The organism is Streptomyces cirratus, assembly GCF_014650775.1.
Lineage (GTDB): Bacteria > Actinomycetota > Actinomycetes > Streptomycetales > Streptomycetaceae > Streptomyces > Streptomyces cirratus.
This window is the reverse complement of sequence record NZ_BMVP01000026.1, coordinates 26,534-48,380: the sequence shown is the minus strand read 5'-3', so window position 1 is coordinate 48,380 and position 21,847 is coordinate 26,534. Positions and strand designations below refer to the sequence as shown.

Below are 21,847 nucleotides of genomic sequence, written 5' to 3'. Positions count from 1 at the left end.
GTGCTACTCCGAGGTTTCGTTGAGCAGGATGGCGATGGCGTCGGTGGCGTCGTCGACGGTGTGGTCTGCGGTGTGAAGGCCGTCGGGCCAGGGCCGGCCTCGAAGCCAGATGGTGCGCAGGCCCGCCTGGTGTCCGCCGCCGATGTCTCCGGATGGGTTGTCGCCGATCATCCAGCCGCCATCGGTCAGGCTTCGACCGCAGCGGCTCGCCGCGAGCTCGAAAAGCTCGCGGGCCGGCTTGCGAATTTCCAGGTCGCCGGAGGCTGCGACGCCGACGGCCAGGTTGGTGATGCCAGCTGCGGCGAGCTTGGCCCGCTGGATGTCGCCGGCCCCGTTGGTGACGATGCCGATGGTCCAGCCTGCCGCGCGCAGTTGGCGCAGGCCCTCGAGGATCTCCGATCGGCAGGTGACAGACCCAGCGATCAGATCGACGTACTCCTGCCACAGCTGCTCGGCGGGCTCCGTCAGTCCGAAATCGGTGCGCAGGCGAGCGAAGTCGCTGGGGTTGGCGCGGTCGGCCAGCACCCCGCGCAGCCACCGCTCGATGGGGGTGTCGAAGGTGTGGGCGCGGCACAGCGCGGTCACGGCGTCGCTGAGTGCGGCCTGACGGTCGATCAGCGTCCCGTCCAGGTCGAAGAGGGCGAGCATGCAACCGACCCTATCGAGAGTTTGGTTGACGCCCACCAAGGCCGCTCCCATCGTGTATCTTTCGGGGCAACATCGATCATGCGAGGTTGGATCATGGACGACGCGGACCCCTTGCAGCGGGTGAACGCCCTACTGGACGACGTCCTGCCGCCGCCGCGGGTACGGCAGCAGCTCCGCCTCGCCGCGGGCCTCACCCAACTTGAGGTGGCCGAGGCCGTGGGCGTCCAACGCCTCGCTATTGCCCGTTGGGAGCTGGGACAGGTACAACCGCGCCGGCCTCACCGCGCCGTTTATATTCACCTGCTCAAACGGCTCGCAGAGCGCTTCCCTGAGGCCGCACAGCTGGATGAGGGCATGCCGACGCCGGTCTCCGAGAGGGGATCGGGATGACCTAAAGGCCATCGACCGCGCGCCAGGCGGATTAACCACCCGCTCCTCGCGCGGCCCGTCTACCGACCGGATTAACCACCCGCGTCGGCCACTCAGGTCCCAGTGACAGCTGGTCCCGAGCCGCGGCTCACCGAGCCGCTCATTTCTCACTCGGCCCCTAACCAGGGCCATCGCTACACACCTGGCCACTAACTACGGCCACCACAGCTGTAGCTAGCAGTTGCTTTATCCGCGGGGCCCCCACCACAGGGGCTTCGCGGTTCAGCAGTACCGGAAGGGGAGGAGAAATCTCCCCCCGCCCGATCGGTGTCTGCCCCGCTTCTCACGAAGGGGGGCGGTCCCGCCACATCCGTACATCCGGTCGTCCGGCCCCGAGGGGCGCGGTCGTCCAGCTATGTGGAGAGCAGGTCGTTTCTCATAGTGCACGACGTGGTGTCCCCTTGTCAGCCTGACCCTGTCCGTTTCACCCCGGTTCGGGTTCAGCGGTCGTCCCACGTGACGGGAACGACATACGTTTCATCCCCATTTATCCGCTTCATGCAGGAAGAGGGATTTCCGGTAGGAAGCTACAAGAGCACCGGTTCGCCGGGTGTCGTCGCAGCTCCCGTCACTCGTGTCTCGGCGGTGGGCCGGTGAGCGCCGTGGCGGCACCGACCGCCGTGCTCCCGCGCCCTCGGACGGAGTTGTCCGTCCCGGCCGGGCCGGTACCGGAGCGGGCCGCGGGTCATCCGCTGTCGCTCGGTCGGGATACCCGCGCCCGTCTGGGTGGCGCGGTGCGTTTGCTGCTGGACCTGGCCGACTTGGACGGTGCGCCGGACGCGGTGCGTCTGGCGGTGCTGGTGCTGGCGTCGCGGACGCCGTCGGAGACCGGTGTGGTGGAGATCCGTACCTCCGAGCTGGGCCGGTGGCTCGGTCTGTCCGCGTCGTACACGGCCTCCAACGTGGTGCCTGGGCTGCGTCGTTCGGGCGTGGTCTCCGTGGAAACGGCGGAGGGAGAGTACGGCCAGGACGACGGTCTGAAGTGCCGGGTGCTGCCGCTGTGGGCGGCGCAGGGCATGGCCGGGCACCCGCTGAACCTGGCGAAGAAGGAGTTGGCAACGCTGCTGCGGCTGCTGGAGGCCGTGATGGGGCCGGGCTGGACGCACCGGGACGGCTCGGTGACCCCGGCCGGGCTGATCGGTACGCGTACCGGTCGCGGCGCGGCGAGGGACCGTCTGGCGCTGCTGCTGCTGGTGCTTGAGGCGCGGGAGACCGGCCGGGTGCGGCAGTGCGGCGGCACGGTGGACACCAAGCGCGGCCGCGCGGCGGCGACGGTGGCCCGGTTACTGGGCTGCACGGCGTCAGCGGGGGAGCGGGTGCTGGAGCGCCTGGAGGACCGGGAGCTGGTGCTGCGGGTGCGTCAGCGAACGGGCTCCGGGCTGGCGAACCGGTCGCGACTGATGGTGCCGGCGGTCGCCGCCGCGCACGGCCGTACGGTCGCCGACGACTTCCGGGAGCACCGTGCAGAGGCCCGAAAGCCCGAGTTTTCAGACCCCGACGTTGCGGCAGGGCCTGTTGAGACGCCGAACATGAAGACGGAATCGCAGGTCTGCGGCGTGCTGTTGGCGGATGAGACTGCTGTTGCAGAGCCCGACGTTGCGGCAGCCCTTCACACTGATCACCCTCATCTGGCTACTCCGGTCATTCCTCTGCAGCCAACTGGTGGTTTTTCCGGCGAAGGCCGTGGTGGGAACCACGACCTTCCGGACCGCGCGTGCATGCGCGAGGACGGCGTCCCGCTGCGCGGGGAACAGCCGAAGAAGTCCCCCTCGATCAGCAGGGAAAAGCCCGGCCGCGAGCCGGTGGCCGGCGCTCCGGTGAAGGTCGTGGACAGTACGGGTCAGCGCAGGCAGCAGCGGGGGAGGGTGCCTCTACCGCCTGAGAAGCTGCGGGTCGTTCTGGCTCCGGTCGACCTGGTGTGGGCACGTCTGGACCGTCCGGCCGCCCGCCGCCAGGTGGAGGCGGCCGCCCTGAGCGAGCTGACCCGGGTGGAGGGCTTTGCGGGCCGTACGGACGCTCCGCAGGTGCTCGCCGACCGGCTCGTTCGGCGCTTGGATGAGCAGCTGCGCACCCAGCGTCCGATCACCGATCCGGTGGGTTGGCTGTTGGCCCGGGGCCTGCCCCAGCGACAGCAGTGCGGCGACGCTCGGTGTGACGACCGGATCCTGCTCGACTCCAGCCAGGACTGCCCGCGCTGCGAGGACCGGCAGGCCGACCGCCGCGCCCAGCGCCACGCGGTTGCTGCCGCCGTCGACACCGCGATGCCCGGCGCCTCCGAGGCAGAGCGCCGTGCGGCTGCCGACCGGCAGCTGCACCAGGACGTGACCGCGCAGGCGTGGATCCGCGAGCACCGGTGGGCGCAGATCCGCGAGCAGCAGGCCGCCGCCAAGGCACACCGCGCAGAAGCCGCGGCGGCGCAGCAAGCGTTCGAGATTTTGGCCGCGCCGATGGCCCCGGCTGTGCTGCCCGCGCCGCGTCCGGCCGTTGTTCCTGCTCCGGGGCCGGAGCCCGCTGCCGTCAACGACGACCAGCAGCTGGTCCTCGAGGACCTCACCCGGGAGCAGGTCCTGGACTGGCGTGACCGGGCCGCCGCCGACCGCCAGCTGGTGTTCGACCACATCGACCGGTACGGCGAACTGTCGGCGCAGCGTCTGTTCACTCGGGCGTTCGTCGCGCAGGTGCGGCGCCGGGCTAGCCTCGGGCATTTGGACCTCGGCTACACCACCTGGGGGCAGGCATGAGAAGCGTCGAGGTGTCCGGCGTGGACCTGGCCAAGGTGGTGCTGGGTGCCGTCACGACGGTTCGGCGCGATGGAGGCTCGGGGCGGCGATCGGTGCGCTGGTCACCGAGCGGGCTTGGGAGCTCCCGGCCGCCGGCGCGATGCTGCGGGAGCGGTGGGCGGCCATTGCTCCCGAGCTCGCCAGTCACGTCATCGCAGTTCGTACAACATCGACTCAGGCCGGCTCACCGTGTGTCCGGAGTCGACGGGCTGGGCGACGAAGGCCCGGCAGGATCAGGCCCGCCCCATCGCGGCCGCCAACAAGGCGGCGGGCCGCACCATTGTGAGCTCGCTGCGGATTCTGCCGCCCGGCGCCGCGCCCGTCCCCGGCCGGGCTGATGCTGCTCCGACGGATCTGGCCCCGGCCGCTCACCGGTCCCACGTGGACCGGGGAGACGAAGGATGCCGTTAGCGGGGAGCACAGCAGCAAAGGCGGGTGGGCCTTCCGGCCGATCGAACCACCCCCGCGTCGGCGGGGAGCACCACGTGAAAGGCCGGGGCTCCTACACCCTGGCCGAACCACCCCCGCGTCGGCGGGGAGCACGCGTAGGACGTCAGCGACTCGGCGTCGGCCCGCGAACCACCCCCGCGTCGGCGGGGAGCCACTGGCTGAGGTTGCCCTCGCCGGTGAGAACCGGCGAACCGCCCCCGCGTCGGCGGGGAGCACAGTGCCAGAGGCCATGCTGGACCAGATGATCGCGCCCCGCGTCGGCGGGGAGCACCGGGCCGAGCCCGTACTCCCGCAGGAAGTCGGCGAACCACCCCCGCGTCGGCGGGGAGCATTGCAGCTCGGTGAGCGCGGCGGTGACGGTGTCCGAATCACCCCCGCGTCGGCGGGGAGCACGACCCGGACACGTTCCCCGTCCTCGACTCCCGCGAACCACCCCGGCGTCGGCGGGGAGCACCGTGGTTCGACGTGGACGACTTGCAGTCCAAGCGAACCACCCCCGCATCGGCGGGGAGCACGTCTGCTGGATTTGGGCCACGATCGCGGCTGACGATCCACCCCCGCGTCGGCGGGGAGCACCGCTCGCACCGCCCCCTGGTCAGCGCCCTCCACGAACCACCTCCGCGTCGGACGGGAGCACTACCTCGGCCGGGACAACCAGCCACGCCGCATCGAACCACCCCCGCGTCGGCGGGAAGCACCCGCAATCTCGGGAGCGGGCATCCCCTATTCCCGAACCACCCCCGCGTCGGCGGGGAGCACCCGCGCGGCGTCGGCCTGAGCCTGCCTCGCGGCGAACCACCCCCGCGTCGGCGGGGAGCACACCACCCGGGGCCGCGCCTCGCGCATGGGCCCCGAACCACCCCCGCGTCGGCGGGGAGCACACCACCCGGGGCCGCGCCTCGCGCATGGGCCCCGAACCACCCCCGCGTCGGCAGGGAGCACGCACTCGGGGGCGAGCCCGGTGTCGGCCAGTTCGAACTACCCCCGCGTCGGCGGGGAGCACGTGAGGTCCTCCTCCGCACGCTGAGCGTCGCGCGAACCACCCCCGCGTCGGCGGGGAGCACGTCCAGTCCACCCGCCTCGAACTCTCCGGCACCGAACCACCCCCGCGTCGGCGGGGAGCACCGGGCCGAGACCGTATTTCCGCTGGAAGTCGGCGAACCACCCCCGCGTCGGCGGGGAGCACTCTTCCTCTGTGCTGCTGGGGGCAGGTTCCGACGAACCACCCCCGCGTCGGCGGGGAGCACGGCTCCACCTCGACTCCGGCCTGCACGGTGCCCGAACCACCCCCGCGTCGGCGGGGAGCACGGCTCCACCTCGACTCCGGCCTGCACGGTGCCCGAACCACCCCCGCGTCGGCGGGGAGCACCTCGCCCAGGACTGGGCCGGGGTGGGCTACAACGAACCACCCCCGCGTCGGCGGGGAGCACGACCCTGCGGCCGCGCAGTTCCGCCCGGACGACGAACCACCCCCGCGTCAGCGGGGAGCACCGGCGGTGGTGCTGGCGGAGGATGGAGTCGATCGAACCACCCCCGCGTCGGCGGGGAGCACATGATCTAGATGAGCTGGGTCCTGGATACCGACGAACCACCCCCGCGTCGGCGGGGAGCACTCGTTTCGAGCCTCGTGAACGTGGATCTCGTACGAACCACCCCCGCGTCGGCGGGGAGCACCCTGGCCGTGCTCGTCCTGGCGTCGCGGACCCCGAACCACCCCCGCGTCGGCGGGGAGCACTGGGGCGAGTCCGACCGCAAGAACGTGGCCGACGAACCACCCCCGCGTCGGCGGGGAGCACTTGAAGGGCTTGGCCCCGCCCCCGTTCCGGGACGAACCACCCCCGCGTCGGCGGGGAGCACACACGAGGACGTGCCGGTCGCCGTCGCTGCTGCGAACCACCCCCGCGTCGGCGGGGAGCACTTCAACCAGCGGACCGGGCGCGCCGCGGGCGGCGAACCACCCCCGCGTCGGCGGGGAGCACGTGAACCGTCACCTCTCCATTGTCTCAGGCCTCGAACCACCCCCGCGTCGGCGGGGAGCACGAGCGCGCGAGGTGGAGCACGGATTCCGCGCTCGAACCACCCCCGCGTCAGCGGGGAGTACAGCGACATGAGCACCGGCTCGCCGGTCATCGCCGAACCACCCCCGCGCCGGCGGGGAGCACCTGCTGACCCAGCAGGACGACGGCCGGCTGTTCGAACCACCCCCGCGTCGGCGGGGAGCACCGAGGTCAGTGTGTGGCTGCTGTCCCGTGGGACGAACCACCCCCGCGTCGGCGGGGAGCACCTCCCCGGGCTCGTCGGCCTCAAGGCGCAGTTCGAACCGCCCCCGCGTCGGCGGGGAGCACGCCCTGGTCATCGACAAAGCTCAGGCATCGGTCGAACTACCCCCGCGTCGGCGGGGAGCACCAAGGGGGCAAGGTTCCCAGGCGTCGGGGCGCCGAACCACCCCCGCGTCGGCGGGGAGCACGCCGGGGTGCCAGCGAGATAGACAGCGTCCGCCGAACCACCCCCGCGTCGGCGGGGAGCACTAGGCCCTGTCCTGTCGATCTCGGCCGTCAGCGGTCACACTCCGATGAAGCTCACCGTTTCCGTCATGTCCGCCCGCCCGGTACGCAGCCTTGGCACGCCTTCCTTCTCAAATCCCACTGAGATGCCGCAGTACAGCACAAGCTCGTCATCGGCTCCGACTGTTCGACTGACGGTTTTGCGGTACATGGTCCACATCACCTGGGGGCAGCTGTGCAACCCTTCCGCCCTCAGCAACAGCATGAGCGTCTGCAAGTACATCCCCGCATCACCCCACTGGCCGGGCCCCATCGTCCGGTCGAGGTAGCAGAACAAGACGACCGGCGCTCCGAACGCCTCCGAGTTCAAGGTAGCGATCTTCTGGGGCCGCTCGGGGTCGTCGCGCTCAATCCCCAGCGCCTCGTATCGCTGAGCCGCCGCAGCGGAGAAGCGGTCCAGATACGGCGAGGTCAGTTCGTCCGGGTACATCGGATACTCCCGCTCATCACCCGGGTCTCCCGCCTGTGCCCTAGCCGTCGCGCGCCTCTTCAGTTCGGCCAAGGGTTCGCCGCTCACGACATACATGTGCCACGGCTGGAGGTTCCCGCTGGACGGAGCCCGCGTTGCTGCGGTCAGCACTCGTTCGAGTACCTCCGTGGGCACCGGCTCATCACTGAACGCCCGTACGGCCCGGCGGCTGTCGACGGCCTCATACACATCCACGTCTTCGCGTCCTCTCATTCAACCGGGCCCCTCCACCGTATTCAGCGGTCAGGACCGAGCATCGCTGGGGGCTGGACGACGTTCCGACGATCAGTCAGTGGTTGATACGACTATGGGGAGTAGGAGTGATCTGACAGATGTCCAGTGGGAGCGGCTGGAGCCGCTTCTGCCGGTAAGCAATGGGCGTTGCGGCAGGTGGCGGGACCATCGTCAGGTCGTGAACGGGGTGCTGTACCGGATACGCACGGGCGTGCAGTGGCGCGAGCTGCCAGAGCGGTACGGACCGTGGAAGACAGTGCACGAGCGCCATCGCCGGTGGTCAGCGGACGGAACGTGGGAGATGCTCCTGCGGCGGATCCAGGCCGAGACGGACGCGGCCGGCGAGATCGACTGGGACGTCTCGGTCGACTCGACGTCCGTGCGCGCGCACCACCACGCCGCCGGCGCCCGGCATGCTCCGCCGCCATCCTTCAAAGGGGGCTCTGTCCAGACGGTCAAAGTCGCTCGGGTCCGGTCGGAACTGATCGACCGGCTGGCGGAGGTGGCGCGGGAGGTGAGGCGCTCGGCCGCTCGCGTGGCGGGTTCGCTACCAAGATCCACCTGAGTGCGGACGGCCGCTGCCGGGTGCTCTCGCTGGTCATCACGCCCGGCCAATACGCCGACTGCACCCAGTTCGAGTCGGTCATGGACAGGATCCGCGTGCCGCGGCTGACCTGCGGCAGGCCGCGCACCAAGCCGGACAGTGTCAGCGCCGACAAGGGTTACAGCAACCGCCGAACCCGCCGTTACCTGCGCAGACGAGGAATCCGGCACGTCATCCCGGAGAAGGCCGACCAGGCCGCCAACCGGGTCCGACACGGCAGCGCCGGGGGTCGGCCGCCCGGTTTCGACAGGGACCGCTACAAGAAGCGCAACACCGTTGAACGGGCGATCAACAGGCTGAAGACCTTCCGCGCGGTTGCGACCAGGTTCGACAAGCGCGGCTATGTCTACCTCGGCACCGTTACCGCAGCCGCACTCGTCATCTGGCTCCGCTCGTGATCGCCAGGACAGCCCCTAGTGCACCTCTACGTGCAACCCTCCAGCCCCCGAACCACCCCCGCGTCGGCGGGGAGCACAGGGCATGTCAAGAAACGAGAAGGCCCGCCTGCGAACCACCCCCGCGTCGGCGGGAGCACGCGTACGGGTCATACGCCTCCGCGTCGGAGACTGAACCACCCCCGCGTCGGCGGGGAGCACTCCTTGACGTGGGCCTTGGTGACGGGGTCGTCCGAACCATACCCGCGTCGGCGGGGAGCACGTGCTCGTCCTCGTCGGCCTCGGCGTCGCCGGCGAACCACCCCCGCGTCGGCGGGGCGCACCCCAACTTCGCCGACCTGGACCTGGACGTCGCCGAAGCACCCGCGCGTCGGCGGGGAGCACCCGGTCTGCCCGTTGGCGATGTCGTAGACCGTCGGACCACCCCCGCGTGGGCGGGGAGCACTGGCGCGCGTTGGTGGTGCTCGGGTCGTCGCTCGAACCACCCCGGCGTCGGCGGGGCGGACCGGCTGGTGCGGATCTCGTCCAGGGCGCCGTACGAGCTACCCCCGCATGGGCGGGGCCGACGTGTCGCCTGCTACGCGCTCCGTCATGTCGCCCGAGCTACCCCCGCGTGGGCAGGGCCAACTCCTCGCCGCCGTCGAAGCCCCAGCGGTTCTGAGAGCTACCCCGCGTGGGCGGGGCCGACTCCGGGCCGACGTAGAACAGCGACACCATACGGGAGCTACCCCGCGTGAGCGGGGCCGACTCCGGGCCGACGTAGAACAGCGACACCATACGCGAGCTACCCCCACGTGGACGGGGCCGACGCGGGTTCGACGCGGTGCCAGCAGTGGTGGGCGGAGCTACCCCCGCGTGGGCGGGGCCGACGCGGAGCGCGGCGAGGGTCTGGGGGCCTTCCCAGAGCTACCCCCGCGTGGGCGGGGCCGACCTCGCCCAAATCGGCACGCTCACCGAATATGTAGAGCTACCCCCGCGTGGGCGGGGCCGACGGCAGCGGGGTCCGCGAGCACGGACGCCGCATAGAGCTACCCCCGCGTGGGCGGGGCCGACATCCTGGCCAGGCCGACGTTGGGGGCGAGGCGCGAGCTACCCCCGCGTGGGCGGGGCCGACCTCGGCGGTCACGTTGTAGGCCTCGCCGTTGCCGAGCTACCCCCGCGTGGGCGGGGCCGACGGTACGACCGGCAACCTCATCCCCGACCCCAGCGAGCTACCCCCGCGTGGGCGGGGCCGACTCTACGGTTCGACCGTCGGATTCACCCGGTCCAGAGCTACCCCCGCGTGGGCGGGGCCGACGGAACCTGGCACACCCTCGGGCAGGCCCACCACGAGCTACCCCCGCGTGGGCGGGGCCGACACTTGTTGAACTGCGGTGATGCTAGCAGTAGGGCCAGTTTTCGTTCACTTGTTTCGGGTTGTGGGGCGTTGTCAGTGGGGTCATCTATGGTGCCGCCCATGCGTTTAGGCCGTGCGGGGAGGGGGTGTGATCGTGGGTGTTGAGGAGTCGGTGGTGGCTGTGATGCTGTCGATGGGATTGACATCTGAGACGGTGTCACGGTTGTCCGCATTGTGGGGGAAGTCGGCAGCACGTAATGCCGGGCGGATGCATCTTTTGCTGGGGCATCTGCTGGACACGGCAGCGGTTGCTGAGGTCATGTGGCACAGCTATCTCGCGCCGTCGTTGCGCTGGCGGCTGGATGAGATCAGTGGAGGGCGTGGACGCGAGTGGTTCATGTGGGTGTGCGGTATCCACGACTGCGGCAAGGCGACTCCTGCTTTTCAGTCGGTGGACGCGGTAGAAGCTGCTCGCGTCATTGCGGCGGGGCTGACTTGGCGGCGTTGGCCGGCCGGGAAGCGGTGGCGACACGATGTGGCGGGCGGGGCTCTGTTGGCACCGTTGCTGCGGGACGCGTGGGGCCGGGATGCGGCTGGATGGGTGTGGCCGCTGGTTTCGGGTCATCACGGTGCCTTCCCTTCGGCGCAGAGCCTGACAGCGCCTCGGGAGCAGCAGGGGCGTGGTGCCGGGTGGGCTGAGGTTCAGCGGGCTTTGGTCGAGGTGTTCACGCGTTCCGTGGGGTTCGAGAGCCTGGAGGGGGCGTGTCCGCGGCAGCCGTTGCGGAAAGCTGAGCAGTTGGCGCTGTCGGGTTTGATCGTGATGGCGGACTGGATCGCCAGCGACGCTCTTTGTTTTCCGGGGATCGCGGATGTCGCAGATGTTTCTCTGGCTGGTGCTCGGCGGCGGGCGGAGGCGGGTTGGTCGAGGTTGCGGCTTTCCGGGGGGTGGGGTCAGTTACCGATGCCGGATTCTCGCCTGCAGCCTCTTGAGAGGCGTTTCGGGGTTGAGCCGAGGGCGTCTCAGGTCGAGTTGGTGGAGCGGGCTTGGGAGATGCCGGTTCCGGGGTTGCTGGTGGTTGAGGCGCCGATGGGGGAGGGGAAGACGAAAGCCGCGTTAGCGGCGGCGGAGGTGCTGGCGGCACGGTTCGGGCTGGATGGCGTGTTCGTGGCGATGCCGACTCAGGCGACGAGTGATCCGATGTACGAGCAGGTGCTGTCGTGGGTGCGGTCGTTTGATCCGGAGTTGGAGTCCGAGGTTGGTCTGCTGCACGGCAAGCGGCGTTTTAATCCGCGGTGGCGTGGCATCTGGGAAGGGTCCGCGGTCGACGGGTCGGACGGGTGTACCGGTGACGTGGGGGATGAGTACGGGGCGATCGACGAGGACGACGAGTTCGGCATGGTGGCCCCGTGCTGCGGTGTGGCAGACCGGGATGGGCCTCCGCGGTGGTTCCTCGGGAGTAAGCGCGGTTTGTTGACGGGATTCGCCGTGGGGACGGTGGATCACCTGTTGTATGCGGCGACGCGTACGCGGCATGTCATGCTCCGCTTCGCCGGCCTGGCGGGCAAGGTCGTGATCGTCGATGAGGTGCATGCGGCCGATGTCTACATGCGTCAGTTCCTCGAGGAGGCGCTGCGGTGGCTGGGACAGGCTGGTGTTCCGGTGGTCTTGTTGTCGGCGACGTTGCCGCCGCAGCAGCGGCAGAGCCTGGTGGACGCCTATATTTCGGGGGCCACGGGGCGGGCGGATGTGTCGGAGGTGGTCCCTGTGCCTGCCGGATATCCATGTGTGACCGCTGCGTACGCGGTGGACGAGCGGCCGGTGGTCGAGACCTCCACCCGTGCGACGGCGCCGTGGCGAGCGGCGTTTCCCATGGAGTTGGCATGGCTGCCAGACGTGACGGTGGATGGTGCCGTGGTGGCCGACGCCGCGCGACAGGCGGTGGCCGGCGGGGGAGTGGCGCTGGTGATCGTCAACCAGGTGGAGCGGGCGCAGCGTATTTACCGGACTCTGCTCGACCGAGGCTTCGATGGCGAGGTGCACCTGCTGCACGGTCGGCTGTGTACTGCCCATCGGGCGGAGCGTACGGAGCGGTGTCTGCAGCGGCTGGGGCCGGGTGCGGGGGGTGGGCGTCCGGCACGGATGGTGGTGGTGGCCACCCAGCTCGCTGAACAGTCGTTCGACGTCGACGCGGATGTGCTGATTACTGATCTGGCTCCCGTGGACTTGCTGCTGCAGCGGATCGGGCGGCTTCACCGGCATGAGGGGACTCGGCGGCCGGCAGCGGTGTGCTGTCCGCGTGTGATGGTCAGCGGAGTTGCGGCCAGCCCGGGCGGGGGCCCTGTGTTCCTGCCTGCTTCGAAGTTGATTTATGGGGAGTGGCCGCTGCTGCGCGCGGCGGCGCTGGTTGTGGAGGCGGCCGGTCCGCTGACGTGCGAAGGCGATGACGCTTCGGAAGCGGCCGAGGTCAGGGGCGGCCCGCATGAACGGGGCCGGCGGCGGGGGTGGAGCATTCCGGCGCAGGTGCCCGACCTGGTGGCGCGGGCTTACGGGGACGCGGAGGCGTGCCCTGCGGCCTGGGCTGACCGTGTCCGGGTGGCGCGAGAGACGTACCTCGAGGAACAGGAGAAACGTGCTGCGGCAGCGCAGGAATTCGTGCTGACCCGGCCGCGCGAGTGGGCTGCACCGACTCTGGCGGGGCTGCACTGCGGAGGGGCGTACGGCGTGCGGGCCGAGGAGGAGCTCGACGCCGTCGTCCGGGACGGGGAACGGTCGGTGGAGGTCGTGCTCGTCCGACGGCTGCCCGGCGGATACGCGGCGCTCGACGGAAGCCGACTGGGTGTCCACGGCGAGGCGGTCCAAGACGATGTGGTGGACCGGGTTTTGGGAGGTTCCGTGCGGCTGCCGGCCCGGCTGACCCGGGACGCGGAGAAGGACCTGGCGGCACTGCCGGGGTGGTCGGCGCACCCGTGGCTCAGGTACTCGTCGGCGCTGGTGCTGGAGCAGGACGGCTGGGCGTCGTTGGGCGAGTACAGGGTGGGTTACGACGAGGTGCTGGGGCTGCTCGTGACAGCTGCGTCACGCCCCGAGGGGCCCCGCGTTGGCGGGGACGACGTGTAGCAGTAGATGGGAACACCCCCGCGAAGGCGGGGAGGCAGAGCTGGTGGGGAACCGTACCGCGTCACGGGCGCGAAGGTGGCCTGGCTGGCCGGTTCCACTCTTTCGGGTGGTCAAGTCCTGATAACGGGCCCTTTAGCAATAGATGTTGCGCCATTGTGGTGGCGCTGGCGGCCCTGCTTCGTCTCGACAGGGCTTTCCGCCGGCGCTGGAACGGTCGACAGGGAGGGGACCGGCGATGGGGCCGGACGGTGATCTGGTGCGGGGTGGCTGGCTACCCACGGTCGAAGTGAACGGCGGTCGGTGCGCCGAGGGGCTGCTGGGCGTCTTACATCGCGCTCATGAGGTTCGGCGGCTTGAGCTGCCGGTGCCGGTGATGCTGCCCGCGGTGCTGCGGCAGACGCTTCTGCCGGTGGTCATGGACGCGCTGGGCGCGCCGCGGACACCCCAGGAGTGGGCGGACCGGTTCGAGCGGGGACGGTTCACGCCAGAGGAGCTTGAGCGACTGGAGGACTACCTTGGTCCGCGCTTCGGTGACCGCTTCCGTCTCTTCGACTCCGAGCGGCCCTTCGCGCAAGTCGCCGGCCTGACGGCGGTCAGCGGGGAGACGAAGTCGTCCACACTGCTGGTGCCGTACATCGCCTCGGGGAACAATGTGCCGTTGTTCAGCACTCTCAGCGAGGCGGACGCTCTCGACCTGACGCTTGCCCAGGCGGCGTTGTGGCTGTTGCACGCGCAGTGCTGGGACACCGCCGCGATCAAGACCGGAGCCCAGGGCGACCCGAAGGTCGCGAAGGGGAAGACGACAGGCAACCCGACCGGTCCGCTCGGGCAGCTCGGGGTGATCGTTCCAACCGGCCGCACCCTCTACGAGACGCTGCTGCTGAACGCGCCGATCCTGCCCGACGGGCTGCACCCGGGCGACCGGCCGCAATGGGACACCGCCGAGCCGGCCACCCCGCAATGGTCCTCACGACCGGCCCGTGGCCTGCTGGACCTGATGACCTTCCAGTCCCGGCGTATCCGGCTGCTCCCGCACGAAACCGAGAACGGAGTACGGGTACGGCAAGTCGTCATTTGCGCCGGCGACCGCCTCGAGCGCACTGCCCAGGAAGAACTGCACACGGCTTGGAACCACACGGCCAAGCCGAAGGCAGGCCAGTCACCGCAGCGCCCCCGCCGTCATACCTCGGGGCGCGCTGCCTGGCAGGGACTCGCTGCCCTGCTCGCCTTCACCCTTCCCGCCGACGGCAACGGTCCCACCACGTCCCTTCTGCTACGGCAGATCGGCGACCTGCGAGCCGAGGGCTACCTTGCCGACGACTACCCGCTCGGCATCGAGACCTGCGGACTGGAGTACGGAAACCAGAGCGCGGTGGTGGAGAACGCCATCGCGGACAACATTCCGCTGCCCGTCGCAGCCCTTGTCACACAGGACACCGACCTCCGGGAAGCGATCTTGGAGTGTGTGGCCCAAGCCGACCAGGTGGCCCGTGCCCTGGACCGGCTCCACACTGAGCTGCGTCGCTCCGCAGGAGGCGAGGCGCTCCCTCGGGACAAAGGCGAGCGGCCGGGGCAGCGGCTGCTGCACGCCGTCGACGACCGGATGCGTCGCCTCCTCGCCGGTCTGCGGCACGTGGAAGGTGACCTGGACCTGCTGGAACGAGGGCGCGAGGCCTGGGAGCTGACGTTGTGGCAGGCCGCTCACAGGGAGGCCGATCAGCTTCTGGCGGCCACCCCGCCGCGCGCGGTGATCGGCCGCGTGATCAAAGAGAACAACAAGGAGACCATGCATCGCAGCGGCCGGGCCGAGGCATGGTTCCGCACGGCCCTACGGGAAGCTCTCCCCCGCGCCGCCGAAGCACGACAGACGACAGGGACAGCGGCATGAACACCACCACCAGCGCACGAACCGGCGCGGGCAAACGGCCGCATTTCTGGGAGACCTTCGTCCCCGGCCCCGGTCACCCGCTGAGGAACCTCGCCGCCCTGCGGGCCGGCGTGGGACGGGAACCGGGGACCGTGCCACAAATGCGGCCGCTGTACCGCGTCCAGGTCACTGACGCCGACCAGATCGCCGGCCGAACCACGGTGGCTCTGGCGGCCGAGCATGCGGCACTCACCTTGTTCGGAGTACACCAGCAGGGCCGCCCGCAATCCGTTCATCAGCCGGGGAGGGGCCTGGGAGCTGCCTGCCGCGCCTTGAAAGCCTCCGGCCGGTTCAGCCCCGCCGCGGTCGACCGCAACATATCTGCCGCCGCAAGCTCCCTCGACCTGCACGAGCTGCACCAACACCTCCGCGGTCTGGTGCAAAAACTGCGCATCGCGGGCCTGGGCATGGACTACACACGGCTCTACTTCGACCTGCGGGCCTGGCAGCGGGAACCCGAACACGAGCGGCGGGTCAGGGCATGGGGCCTGCAGTACGTAGACCTGGCACGCCAGGACCCCACCCACCCGGGCCCGGACGACGACCGGCCGTATTGGGAGAGCCGCACCGCTCTCGAGCCCGGCAGCGGAGCAGACCTCGCGGCGCTGCGCGCGGGAATGGGCCGCGAGGCCGGGACCGTACCCCAGTTGTGGCCCCTGTACCGGGCGCGCATCGGGTCGTTCGAGCAGAACACCGGCGCCCCCAGCCCCACGCTGGACGCCGAACACGTGGCACTGGCCCTATTCGGTGTCCACCAGCAAGGCCGGCGCACGGCGATGCACAGTACCGGTGTCGACCTGGGGCAGGCCTGCCGCCGGGTGCGGGCATCAGAGCACGTCAGCGAGGAAGCATTCGACCGGCGTTTCGGGAATCTCCTGACCTCTACGGACGCCGCCGAACTGCAACAGCACCTACGTGGCCTCATCCCGCAGCTACGCGACTCTTCACAGCCGCTGGACTACACACGGCTCATGTCGGACCTGCGTAACTGGGACATCCCCGAGCGGCAGACAGCGATCCGCCGACGCTGGGACAGGACCTACCGCTCGAGCAGCTCACCGACAGCTTGACCCGGCCCGCCCCCCAAGGCACCACCACGACGCGGGGGGCGCCCCGAAAACTGCACATGACGGCCACGCCGCGGCCGCTCCCGGCCATACCGGTCCGGGAGCGAAAGAAGCGTGGGCCGGAACCGCTGACGAGCGCTTCCAGCCCCCGGTCCCGCAACCGGGCACCACCAGCCAAAAAGCCCTTCCCCTAAGGAGTACCCGCCATGACGCAACCCGCACTGTTCGTCGAGGTCCACGTCCTGCAAAGCGTCCCGCCGTCCAACCTGAACCGTGACGACTCCGGCACCCCCAAGCAAGCCCTGTACGGAGGCGCACGCCGCGCGCGCGTCTCCTCGCAGGCCTGGAAGCGGGCCACACGAACCCACTTCGCAGCCGGCACCCCCGAAGCGGACCAAGCCACCCGCACCAAGCGCATCGGCCGCCTGCTGACCCAACGACTTACCGCGCCCACCACCGACGGCGGCGCAGGCATCGACACCACCCAGGCCGAACGCCTGGCCACGGCCCTGCTCACGCCGCTCGGCATCACCGCCTCCACCACCAAAGCAGATCAGTCGGCGTACCTGCTGTTCTTCGGCAAGCGGCAGCTCGACGACCTCATCGCCCTCCTCGACGGCCGTGCCGCCGAACTCGCATCCCTGCCCGACAAGGAACTAAAGGATGAGATCGGCCGCCTGCCCGTCGTCGAAACCCTCGCCAGCGGACATCCCGCCGAGGTAGCCCTGTTCGGCCGCATGGTCGCCGACCTGCCCTCCCTCAACGTGGACGCCGCCGTGCAGGTCGCCCATGCCCTCTCCACGCACACCGTGCGCACCGAATTCGACTACTACACCGCAGTCGACGACGAGAACACCGAAGACAGCGGCGCCGGCATGATCGGCACCGTGGAGTTCAACTCCTCCACCCTCTACCGCTATGCCGTCCTTGGCGTGCACCAGCTGAAGAACAACCTCACCGAGCACGACGCCACACTGGACGCCGCTGTGGGCTTCGTGGACTCCTTCTGCCGGTCCATGCCCACCGGCCACCAGAATTCCTTCGCGCACCGCACGCTGCCTCACCTGGTGCTCGTCACCGTGCGCACCGACCAGCCCGTCAACCTCGTCTCCGCCTACGAGCAGCCGGTCACCGGTCACAGCGGGCTGGCCGCAGAGTCCGCCACGCGGCTGGCCACCGAACTCGAGTCGGTCGGCGCCTCCTGGGGGTCACGACCCGCCCGCACACTGGCCACCTACGCCCTGGAAGGCGACAAACTCACCGAAGCCTTCGGTCCGTCCGTCCCCTTTCCCCGCCTCCTCGACAACCTCCGTGACATCGTCGGGGGCTGGCTGACCAACGCCGAACTCGACGGCGGCGATATCCCCGCACCGCGCAACGGCACCGCTCAGGATCTCGACGCCACAGGAGCGGACGCACGATGACCGCTTTGGCCGCTCTCGTCCTGCGGTTGGCCGCACCCCTGCAGTCCTGGGGCGGCCCCTCCCGCTACAACCGCCGCGACACCCAACCCCGACCCACGAAATCCGGTGTGCTGGGTCTGCTCGCCGCAGCCGCAGGACGTCCCCGCGAGGCTTCCCTTACCGACCTTCTCGGCCTGGACCTGGGCGTCCGCGTCGACCAGCCCGGCTCCCTACTGCGCGATTACCAGACCGTCAGCGACCACCGGGGCTTGCCGCTGCCCTCCAGCCAGGTCAACGCCAAAGGCATGCAGAAGAAAACCAGCCCAGCCAAGTACACGGGCGTCACCCAGCGCTACTACCTTCAGGACGCGGTGTTCACCGTCGCTCTGCGCGGCCCCTCAGCACTCCTGACAACCCTCGACCACGCCATCCGCCACCCTGCCTTCCCACTCTTCCTGGGCCGCCGCTCCTGCCCGCCCACCGGCCCCCTCAGCCTCGGCGTCCACCCGGACGCCGAACTGACCAGCGTCCTGGAAAGCGTGCCCTGGCAGGCGGCACCCCACCACCGCAGCCGCGTACGCGGCACACACGTCACCCTGCCGGCCACCATCGAAGACCCGCACGGCGAGGACACCATCGGCGATGTACCGGACACCTACGACCTACGGACCGGTACCGCCTTCACTGACCGAACCGTGCGCCACACCTGGATCACTATCCCCACCGGACACCAGCAGCCCGCCACCGACGACCGCCCCAACCCCAACGACCCTGCCTCCGGCCACGACCCGTTCGCCCTCCTGGGCTGGTGATCCCATGCCATACCTGTCGAAGATCCCACTCAACCCGCGCCGCCGCCACGCACTCGCCCTGCTGGCCAACCCGCATCGCCTGCATGCCGCTGTCCTCGCCGGCCTCGCCATCCAGCCCGTTTCCGAACGCGTGCTGTGGCGCCTGGAAAACGACAACGCGCACCCCCCAGAATTGCTCGTTCTCACCGAAAGCCGCCCCGCCTGGATACACCTCACCGAACAGGCAGGCTGGCCCGACGCCGATGGCGGCACACCGCTCACGGCCGACTACCGCCCCCTGCTGGACAGGATCGTCCGCGGCCGCGAATTCGCCTTCCGCCTCACCGCCAACCCCGTCCAAACTCTGCGACGCCCGGCGAACCCCAGCGCCGAGCAAGCCGCCCAGTTGGCCAAACGTGACGCCGAACCGGGCACCGCCGCAGAGCGCGGCGTCCGCGGCTTCCGGATGCCCCACCGCACCGCCCGGCAACAACTCGACTGGCTTCTCGAACGGACCGAACGCCACGGCTTCACCATCCCTGCCATCAACGAATCCGCCCCCGCACCCGGCCTCGGAGAACCGGGCACACCGGCACCAGCCGTCACCCTCACCGCCCGCGACGTCCTGCGCTTCCGCAAAGGCAGCACCGGGCCACAAGTGACCCTGTCTACTGCCACCTACCAAGGCCGCCTGCAGGTCACCGACCCCGACACCCTGCGTCACACCCTGCTGAACGGCATCGGCCCCGCCAAGGCCTACGGGCAAGGCCTCCTCACCCTCGCCCCAATCCTCCAAGAGCAGCCCGATACCTGAACCATGTGGAAGGCCACACCGCTTACGCGTCGTCCCCGTCCACGCGGGGGTAGTCCGACCACGCGCTCGCCCTTGGACTTCCTGTCGAGGTCGTCCCCGCCCACGCGGGGGTAGTCCGGACAGGGAGTCGGCGATGCGCGGGAGCATGGCGTCGTCCCCGCCCACGCTGGGGTAGTCCTGGGCGCCGCGCTGGCACATCTCCGGCTCTGACGTCGTCCCCGCCCTCGCGGGGGTAGCGATGTCGAGCGTCGGAGCGGACTGGCGCACCAAGTCGTCCCCGTCCACGCGGGGGTAGTCCCACCTTCGCGGTGTGGAAGCTCGTCCCGGACGCGTCGTCCCCGCCCACGCGGGGGTAGTCCGTGGGGCGCCACTTACTTGGGATGGGCTCCGCCGTCGTCCCCACCCACGCGGGGGTAGTCGCTGACTGCCGCCGGTTCGTCGTCTCCTCCCACGCAGAGGTAGTCCGAGCGACAAGCAGTCGGGGCGCGTCGTCCCGATGTCGCCCACGCGCGGGTAGTCCGGGGAGCACCAGACCATGACCATCGGACGCCACGTCGTCCCCGCCCGCGCGGGGGTATTCCGACGATGCAGATCACGATCGAGACGATCCTGCTGTCGTCCCCGCCCACGCGGGGGTAGTCCTTGACCACGATCGACGGGGCCTCGGCCCCGGCCGTCGTCCCCGCCCACGCGGGGGTAGTCCGCCCCCCTCAGCCCTGGGCAAGCCCGGCGGGCGTCGTCACCGCCCACGCGGGGGTAGTCCGGGGAACGCGCCGGCCGCGGTCGTCGTCGTGGCGTCGTCCCCGCCCACGCGGGGGTAGTCCCGATCACTGGGATCCGGGCGCCATCGACACCGCGTCGTCCCCGCCCACGCTGGGGTAGTTCTGCGCGCCCGCCGACGTCGCACGGGGGCACGCAGTCGTCCCCGCCCACGCGGAGGTAGTCCTGCGAACCCGGCCGCCCGCACGGACTGGGTCCTGTCGTCCCCGCCCACGCGGGGGTAGTCCGAAGCTCGGCTACGCGATCGAGCTGATCCCCGGGTCGTCCCCGCCCACGCGGGGGTAGTTCCTGCCCGGGGAGCCCCGGGCATTCGTATGGGCAGTCGTCCCCGCCCACGCGGGGGTAGTCCCTCGTCTATGAGCGCTCGGGCTTCCCGCTGGACGTCGTCCCGTGGCCGGCTTCTTCTCCTCAGCCTGGCACGCGTCGGCCCCGCCCACGCGGGGGTAGCTCGGCCGTCGACCGCTACCGCAAAGGGTCGCGAAAGTCGGCCCCGCCCACGCGGGGGTAGCTCGGGCGGTTACGACAAGGGCGGCACGTACGTGACTTCGGCCCCGCCGACGCGGGGGTGGTTCGTACCAGGAGGACTGGGACCTCCTGCACTCCGTGTGCTCCCCGCCGACGCGGGAGTGGTTCGCTCCCACCGCGGTACGCCCGGCGTCGGCGACCGTGCTGCCCGCCGACGCGGGGGTGGTTCGCCGTGACGCCGCGCGCCGACAAGACGCAGTCGGTGCTCCCCGCCGACGCGGGGGTGGTTCGATGTCGTTGTGCGGGTGGTCGCCGACGTACAGGTGCTCCCGCCCACGCGGGGGTAGTCCCCTGGACAACGGGGCGCCGCAACCCTCAGATCAGTCGTCCCCGCCCACGCGGGGGTAGTCCGTGCAGCTACGCCGCGCGGGCGCGATGGCCGCCGTCGTCCCCGCCCACGCGGGGGTAGTCCGAGCCGGCCGTCCTGGCCGTCCTCGACCAGCCGGTCGTCCCCGCCCACGCGGGGGTAGTCCGACCGCCGACATGCGGATCCCCGCCCTGCTGGCGTCGTCCCCGCCCACGCGCGGGTAGTCCGCAGGCGCAGACCGCCGAGCCCGGCAGCATGATGTCGTCCCCGCCCACGCGGGGGTAGTCCGCTCAAGTCCATCGGCTACCCGCTCGATGTGATGTCGTCCCCGCCCACGCGCGGGTAGTCCGCAGGCGCAGACCGCCGAGCCCGGCAGCATGATGTCGTCCCCGCCCACGCGGGGGTAGTCCGTGCCTCGACCTCATCTCCGAGCGCCGCCACGTGTCGTCCCCGCCCACGCGGGGGTAGTCCCCAGGAGACCGTCACGATCTCCTCGGTCGGCATGTCGTCCCCGCCCACGCGGGGGTAGTCCGGCCCACGCGTTCGGGCTCATCCGGTGGCGGCTCGTCGTCCCCGCCCACGCGGGGGTAGTCCGATGGGCCCTTCCGGCACGCTGCTGCTCGATTCGTCGTCCCCGCCCACGCGGGGGTAGTCCGGGTGAGCCGGTGTTCAACCCGGATACCGGTCAGTCGTCCCCGCCCACGCGGGGGTGGACCGCCGCGTGGGTCCGGCTTGCCCGGCTGCCATTCGTGCTCCCCGCCGACGCGGGGGTGGACCGATGTCAGAGGTCTTCGTCTGCCCCATGGAGGCGTGCTCCCCGCCGACGCGGGGGTGGACCGTCTCGGATGGTCGGCTTGGTCGCCTTGTACGAGTGCTCCCCGCCGACGCGGGGGTGGACCGGACCAGTCGTCACCGCCCACGCGGGGGTAGTCCCTGGACATTGCTGTGTCGTCCCTGCCTACGCGGGGGGAGTCCCTGGAGGAGGTAGAGGCCGAGCTGCGCCCGCTGGTCGTCCCGCCCACGCGGGGGTGGATCGAGGTCCTCGCTCACGATGGCGAGGTGCTCCTCGCCGACGCGGGCCTGGTTCGCAGTGGCCGCCGAAGGCGACTGCGTCAGCTGCTGTCGTCTTCGGCGGCCCGCGCCCTAGGAAGGCGCGGAGCCACTGGAGGCGGGGACATCGTCAAGGTCGGGCGGAACTCGGGAAGG

11 protein-coding genes and 2 CRISPR repeat arrays are annotated in these 21,847 nt (G+C 70.4%); of the genes, 9 read left to right on the top strand and 2 right to left on the bottom strand.

Annotated elements, in window-relative coordinates; translation table 11 throughout:
- Positions 1-3 precede the first annotated feature (3 nt).
- Positions 4-648 carry an HAD family hydrolase gene (locus IE207_RS31690; protein WP_190187785.1) on the bottom strand — a complete coding sequence of 215 codons (645 nt, stop codon included), beginning with the start codon at positions 646-648 and terminating at the stop codon, positions 4-6.
- A gap of 93 nt (positions 649-741) precedes the next feature.
- On the opposite strand from IE207_RS31690, the gene IE207_RS31685 reads away from it, so the two are divergent.
- Both IE207_RS31685 and IE207_RS33610 read left to right on the top strand, forming a co-directional pair.
- Positions 742-1,038, top strand: a complete 297-nt coding sequence (locus IE207_RS31685; protein WP_190187784.1) for a helix-turn-helix transcriptional regulator — start codon at positions 742-744, stop codon at positions 1,036-1,038.
- Positions 1,039-1,811: 773 nt separating this feature from the next.
- Positions 1,812-3,818 carry a hypothetical protein gene (locus tag IE207_RS33610; RefSeq protein ID WP_229874213.1) on the top strand — a complete coding sequence of 669 codons (2,007 nt, stop codon included), beginning with the start codon at positions 1,812-1,814 and terminating at the stop codon, positions 3,816-3,818.
- Between the two features lie 492 nt (positions 3,819-4,310).
- Positions 4,311-6,835: direct repeats of the CRISPR family, unit length 29 nt; unit sequence CGAACCACCCCCGCGTCGGCGGGGAGCAC.
- Positions 6,836-6,869: 34 nt separating this feature from the next.
- Here IE207_RS33610 and IE207_RS31670 read toward each other — a convergent pair.
- Entirely contained in the window at positions 6,870-7,535 is a 666-nt protein-coding gene (locus IE207_RS31670) for a nitroreductase (protein WP_190187783.1), read from the bottom strand.
- A gap of 112 nt (positions 7,536-7,647) precedes the next feature.
- On the opposite strand from IE207_RS31670, the gene IE207_RS31665 reads away from it, so the two are divergent.
- The 7 genes from IE207_RS31665 (at position 7,648) to cas6e (ending at position 19,029) form a co-directional block, all read left to right on the top strand.
- Positions 7,648-8,576, top strand: a protein-coding gene (locus tag IE207_RS31665; protein WP_373304807.1) for an IS5 family transposase whose coding sequence is annotated in 2 segments (ribosomal slippage) — positions 7,648-7,999 and positions 7,999-8,576 — 930 coding nt in all. Because the reading frame shifts where the segments join, the coding sequence is not laid out codon by codon here.
- Positions 8,577-9,353: 777 nt separating this feature from the next.
- Positions 9,354-9,931: a CRISPR direct-repeat array (repeat unit 28 nt; unit sequence GAGCTACCCCCGCGTGGGCGGGGCCGAC).
- 126 nt (positions 9,932-10,057) lie between these two features.
- Complete coding sequence (gene cas3 / locus IE207_RS31660; protein WP_308433700.1) at positions 10,058-13,027, top strand: CRISPR-associated helicase Cas3'; 2,970 nt, start codon at positions 10,058-10,060, stop codon at positions 13,025-13,027.
- A gap of 235 nt (positions 13,028-13,262) precedes the next feature.
- A complete protein-coding gene (gene casA, locus IE207_RS31655) occupies positions 13,263-14,915 on the top strand; it encodes a type I-E CRISPR-associated protein Cse1/CasA (RefSeq protein WP_190187782.1) in 1,653 nt (550 codons plus the stop codon).
- Complete coding sequence (gene casB, locus IE207_RS31650) at positions 14,912-16,024, top strand: type I-E CRISPR-associated protein Cse2/CasB (RefSeq protein ID WP_190187781.1); 1,113 nt, start codon at positions 14,912-14,914, stop codon at positions 16,022-16,024. Before casA ends, casB begins: the two co-directional genes overlap by 4 nt.
- A 203-nt stretch (positions 16,025-16,227) precedes the next feature.
- Positions 16,228-17,445, top strand: coding sequence for a type I-E CRISPR-associated protein Cas7/Cse4/CasC (gene cas7e / locus IE207_RS31645; RefSeq protein WP_190187780.1), 1,218 nt, complete (start codon positions 16,228-16,230; stop codon positions 17,443-17,445).
- Entirely contained in the window at positions 17,442-18,236 is a 795-nt protein-coding gene (gene cas5e, locus IE207_RS31640; RefSeq protein WP_190187779.1) for a type I-E CRISPR-associated protein Cas5/CasD, read from the top strand. The genes cas7e and cas5e overlap by 4 nt, the downstream gene beginning before the upstream one ends.
- Positions 18,237-18,240: 4 nt before the next feature.
- On the top strand, positions 18,241-19,029 hold the full coding sequence (cas6e, locus tag IE207_RS31635; protein ID WP_190187778.1) for a type I-E CRISPR-associated protein Cas6/Cse3/CasE: 789 nt from the start codon (positions 18,241-18,243) through the stop codon (positions 19,027-19,029).
- Positions 19,030-21,847: the final 2,818 nt, after the last annotated feature.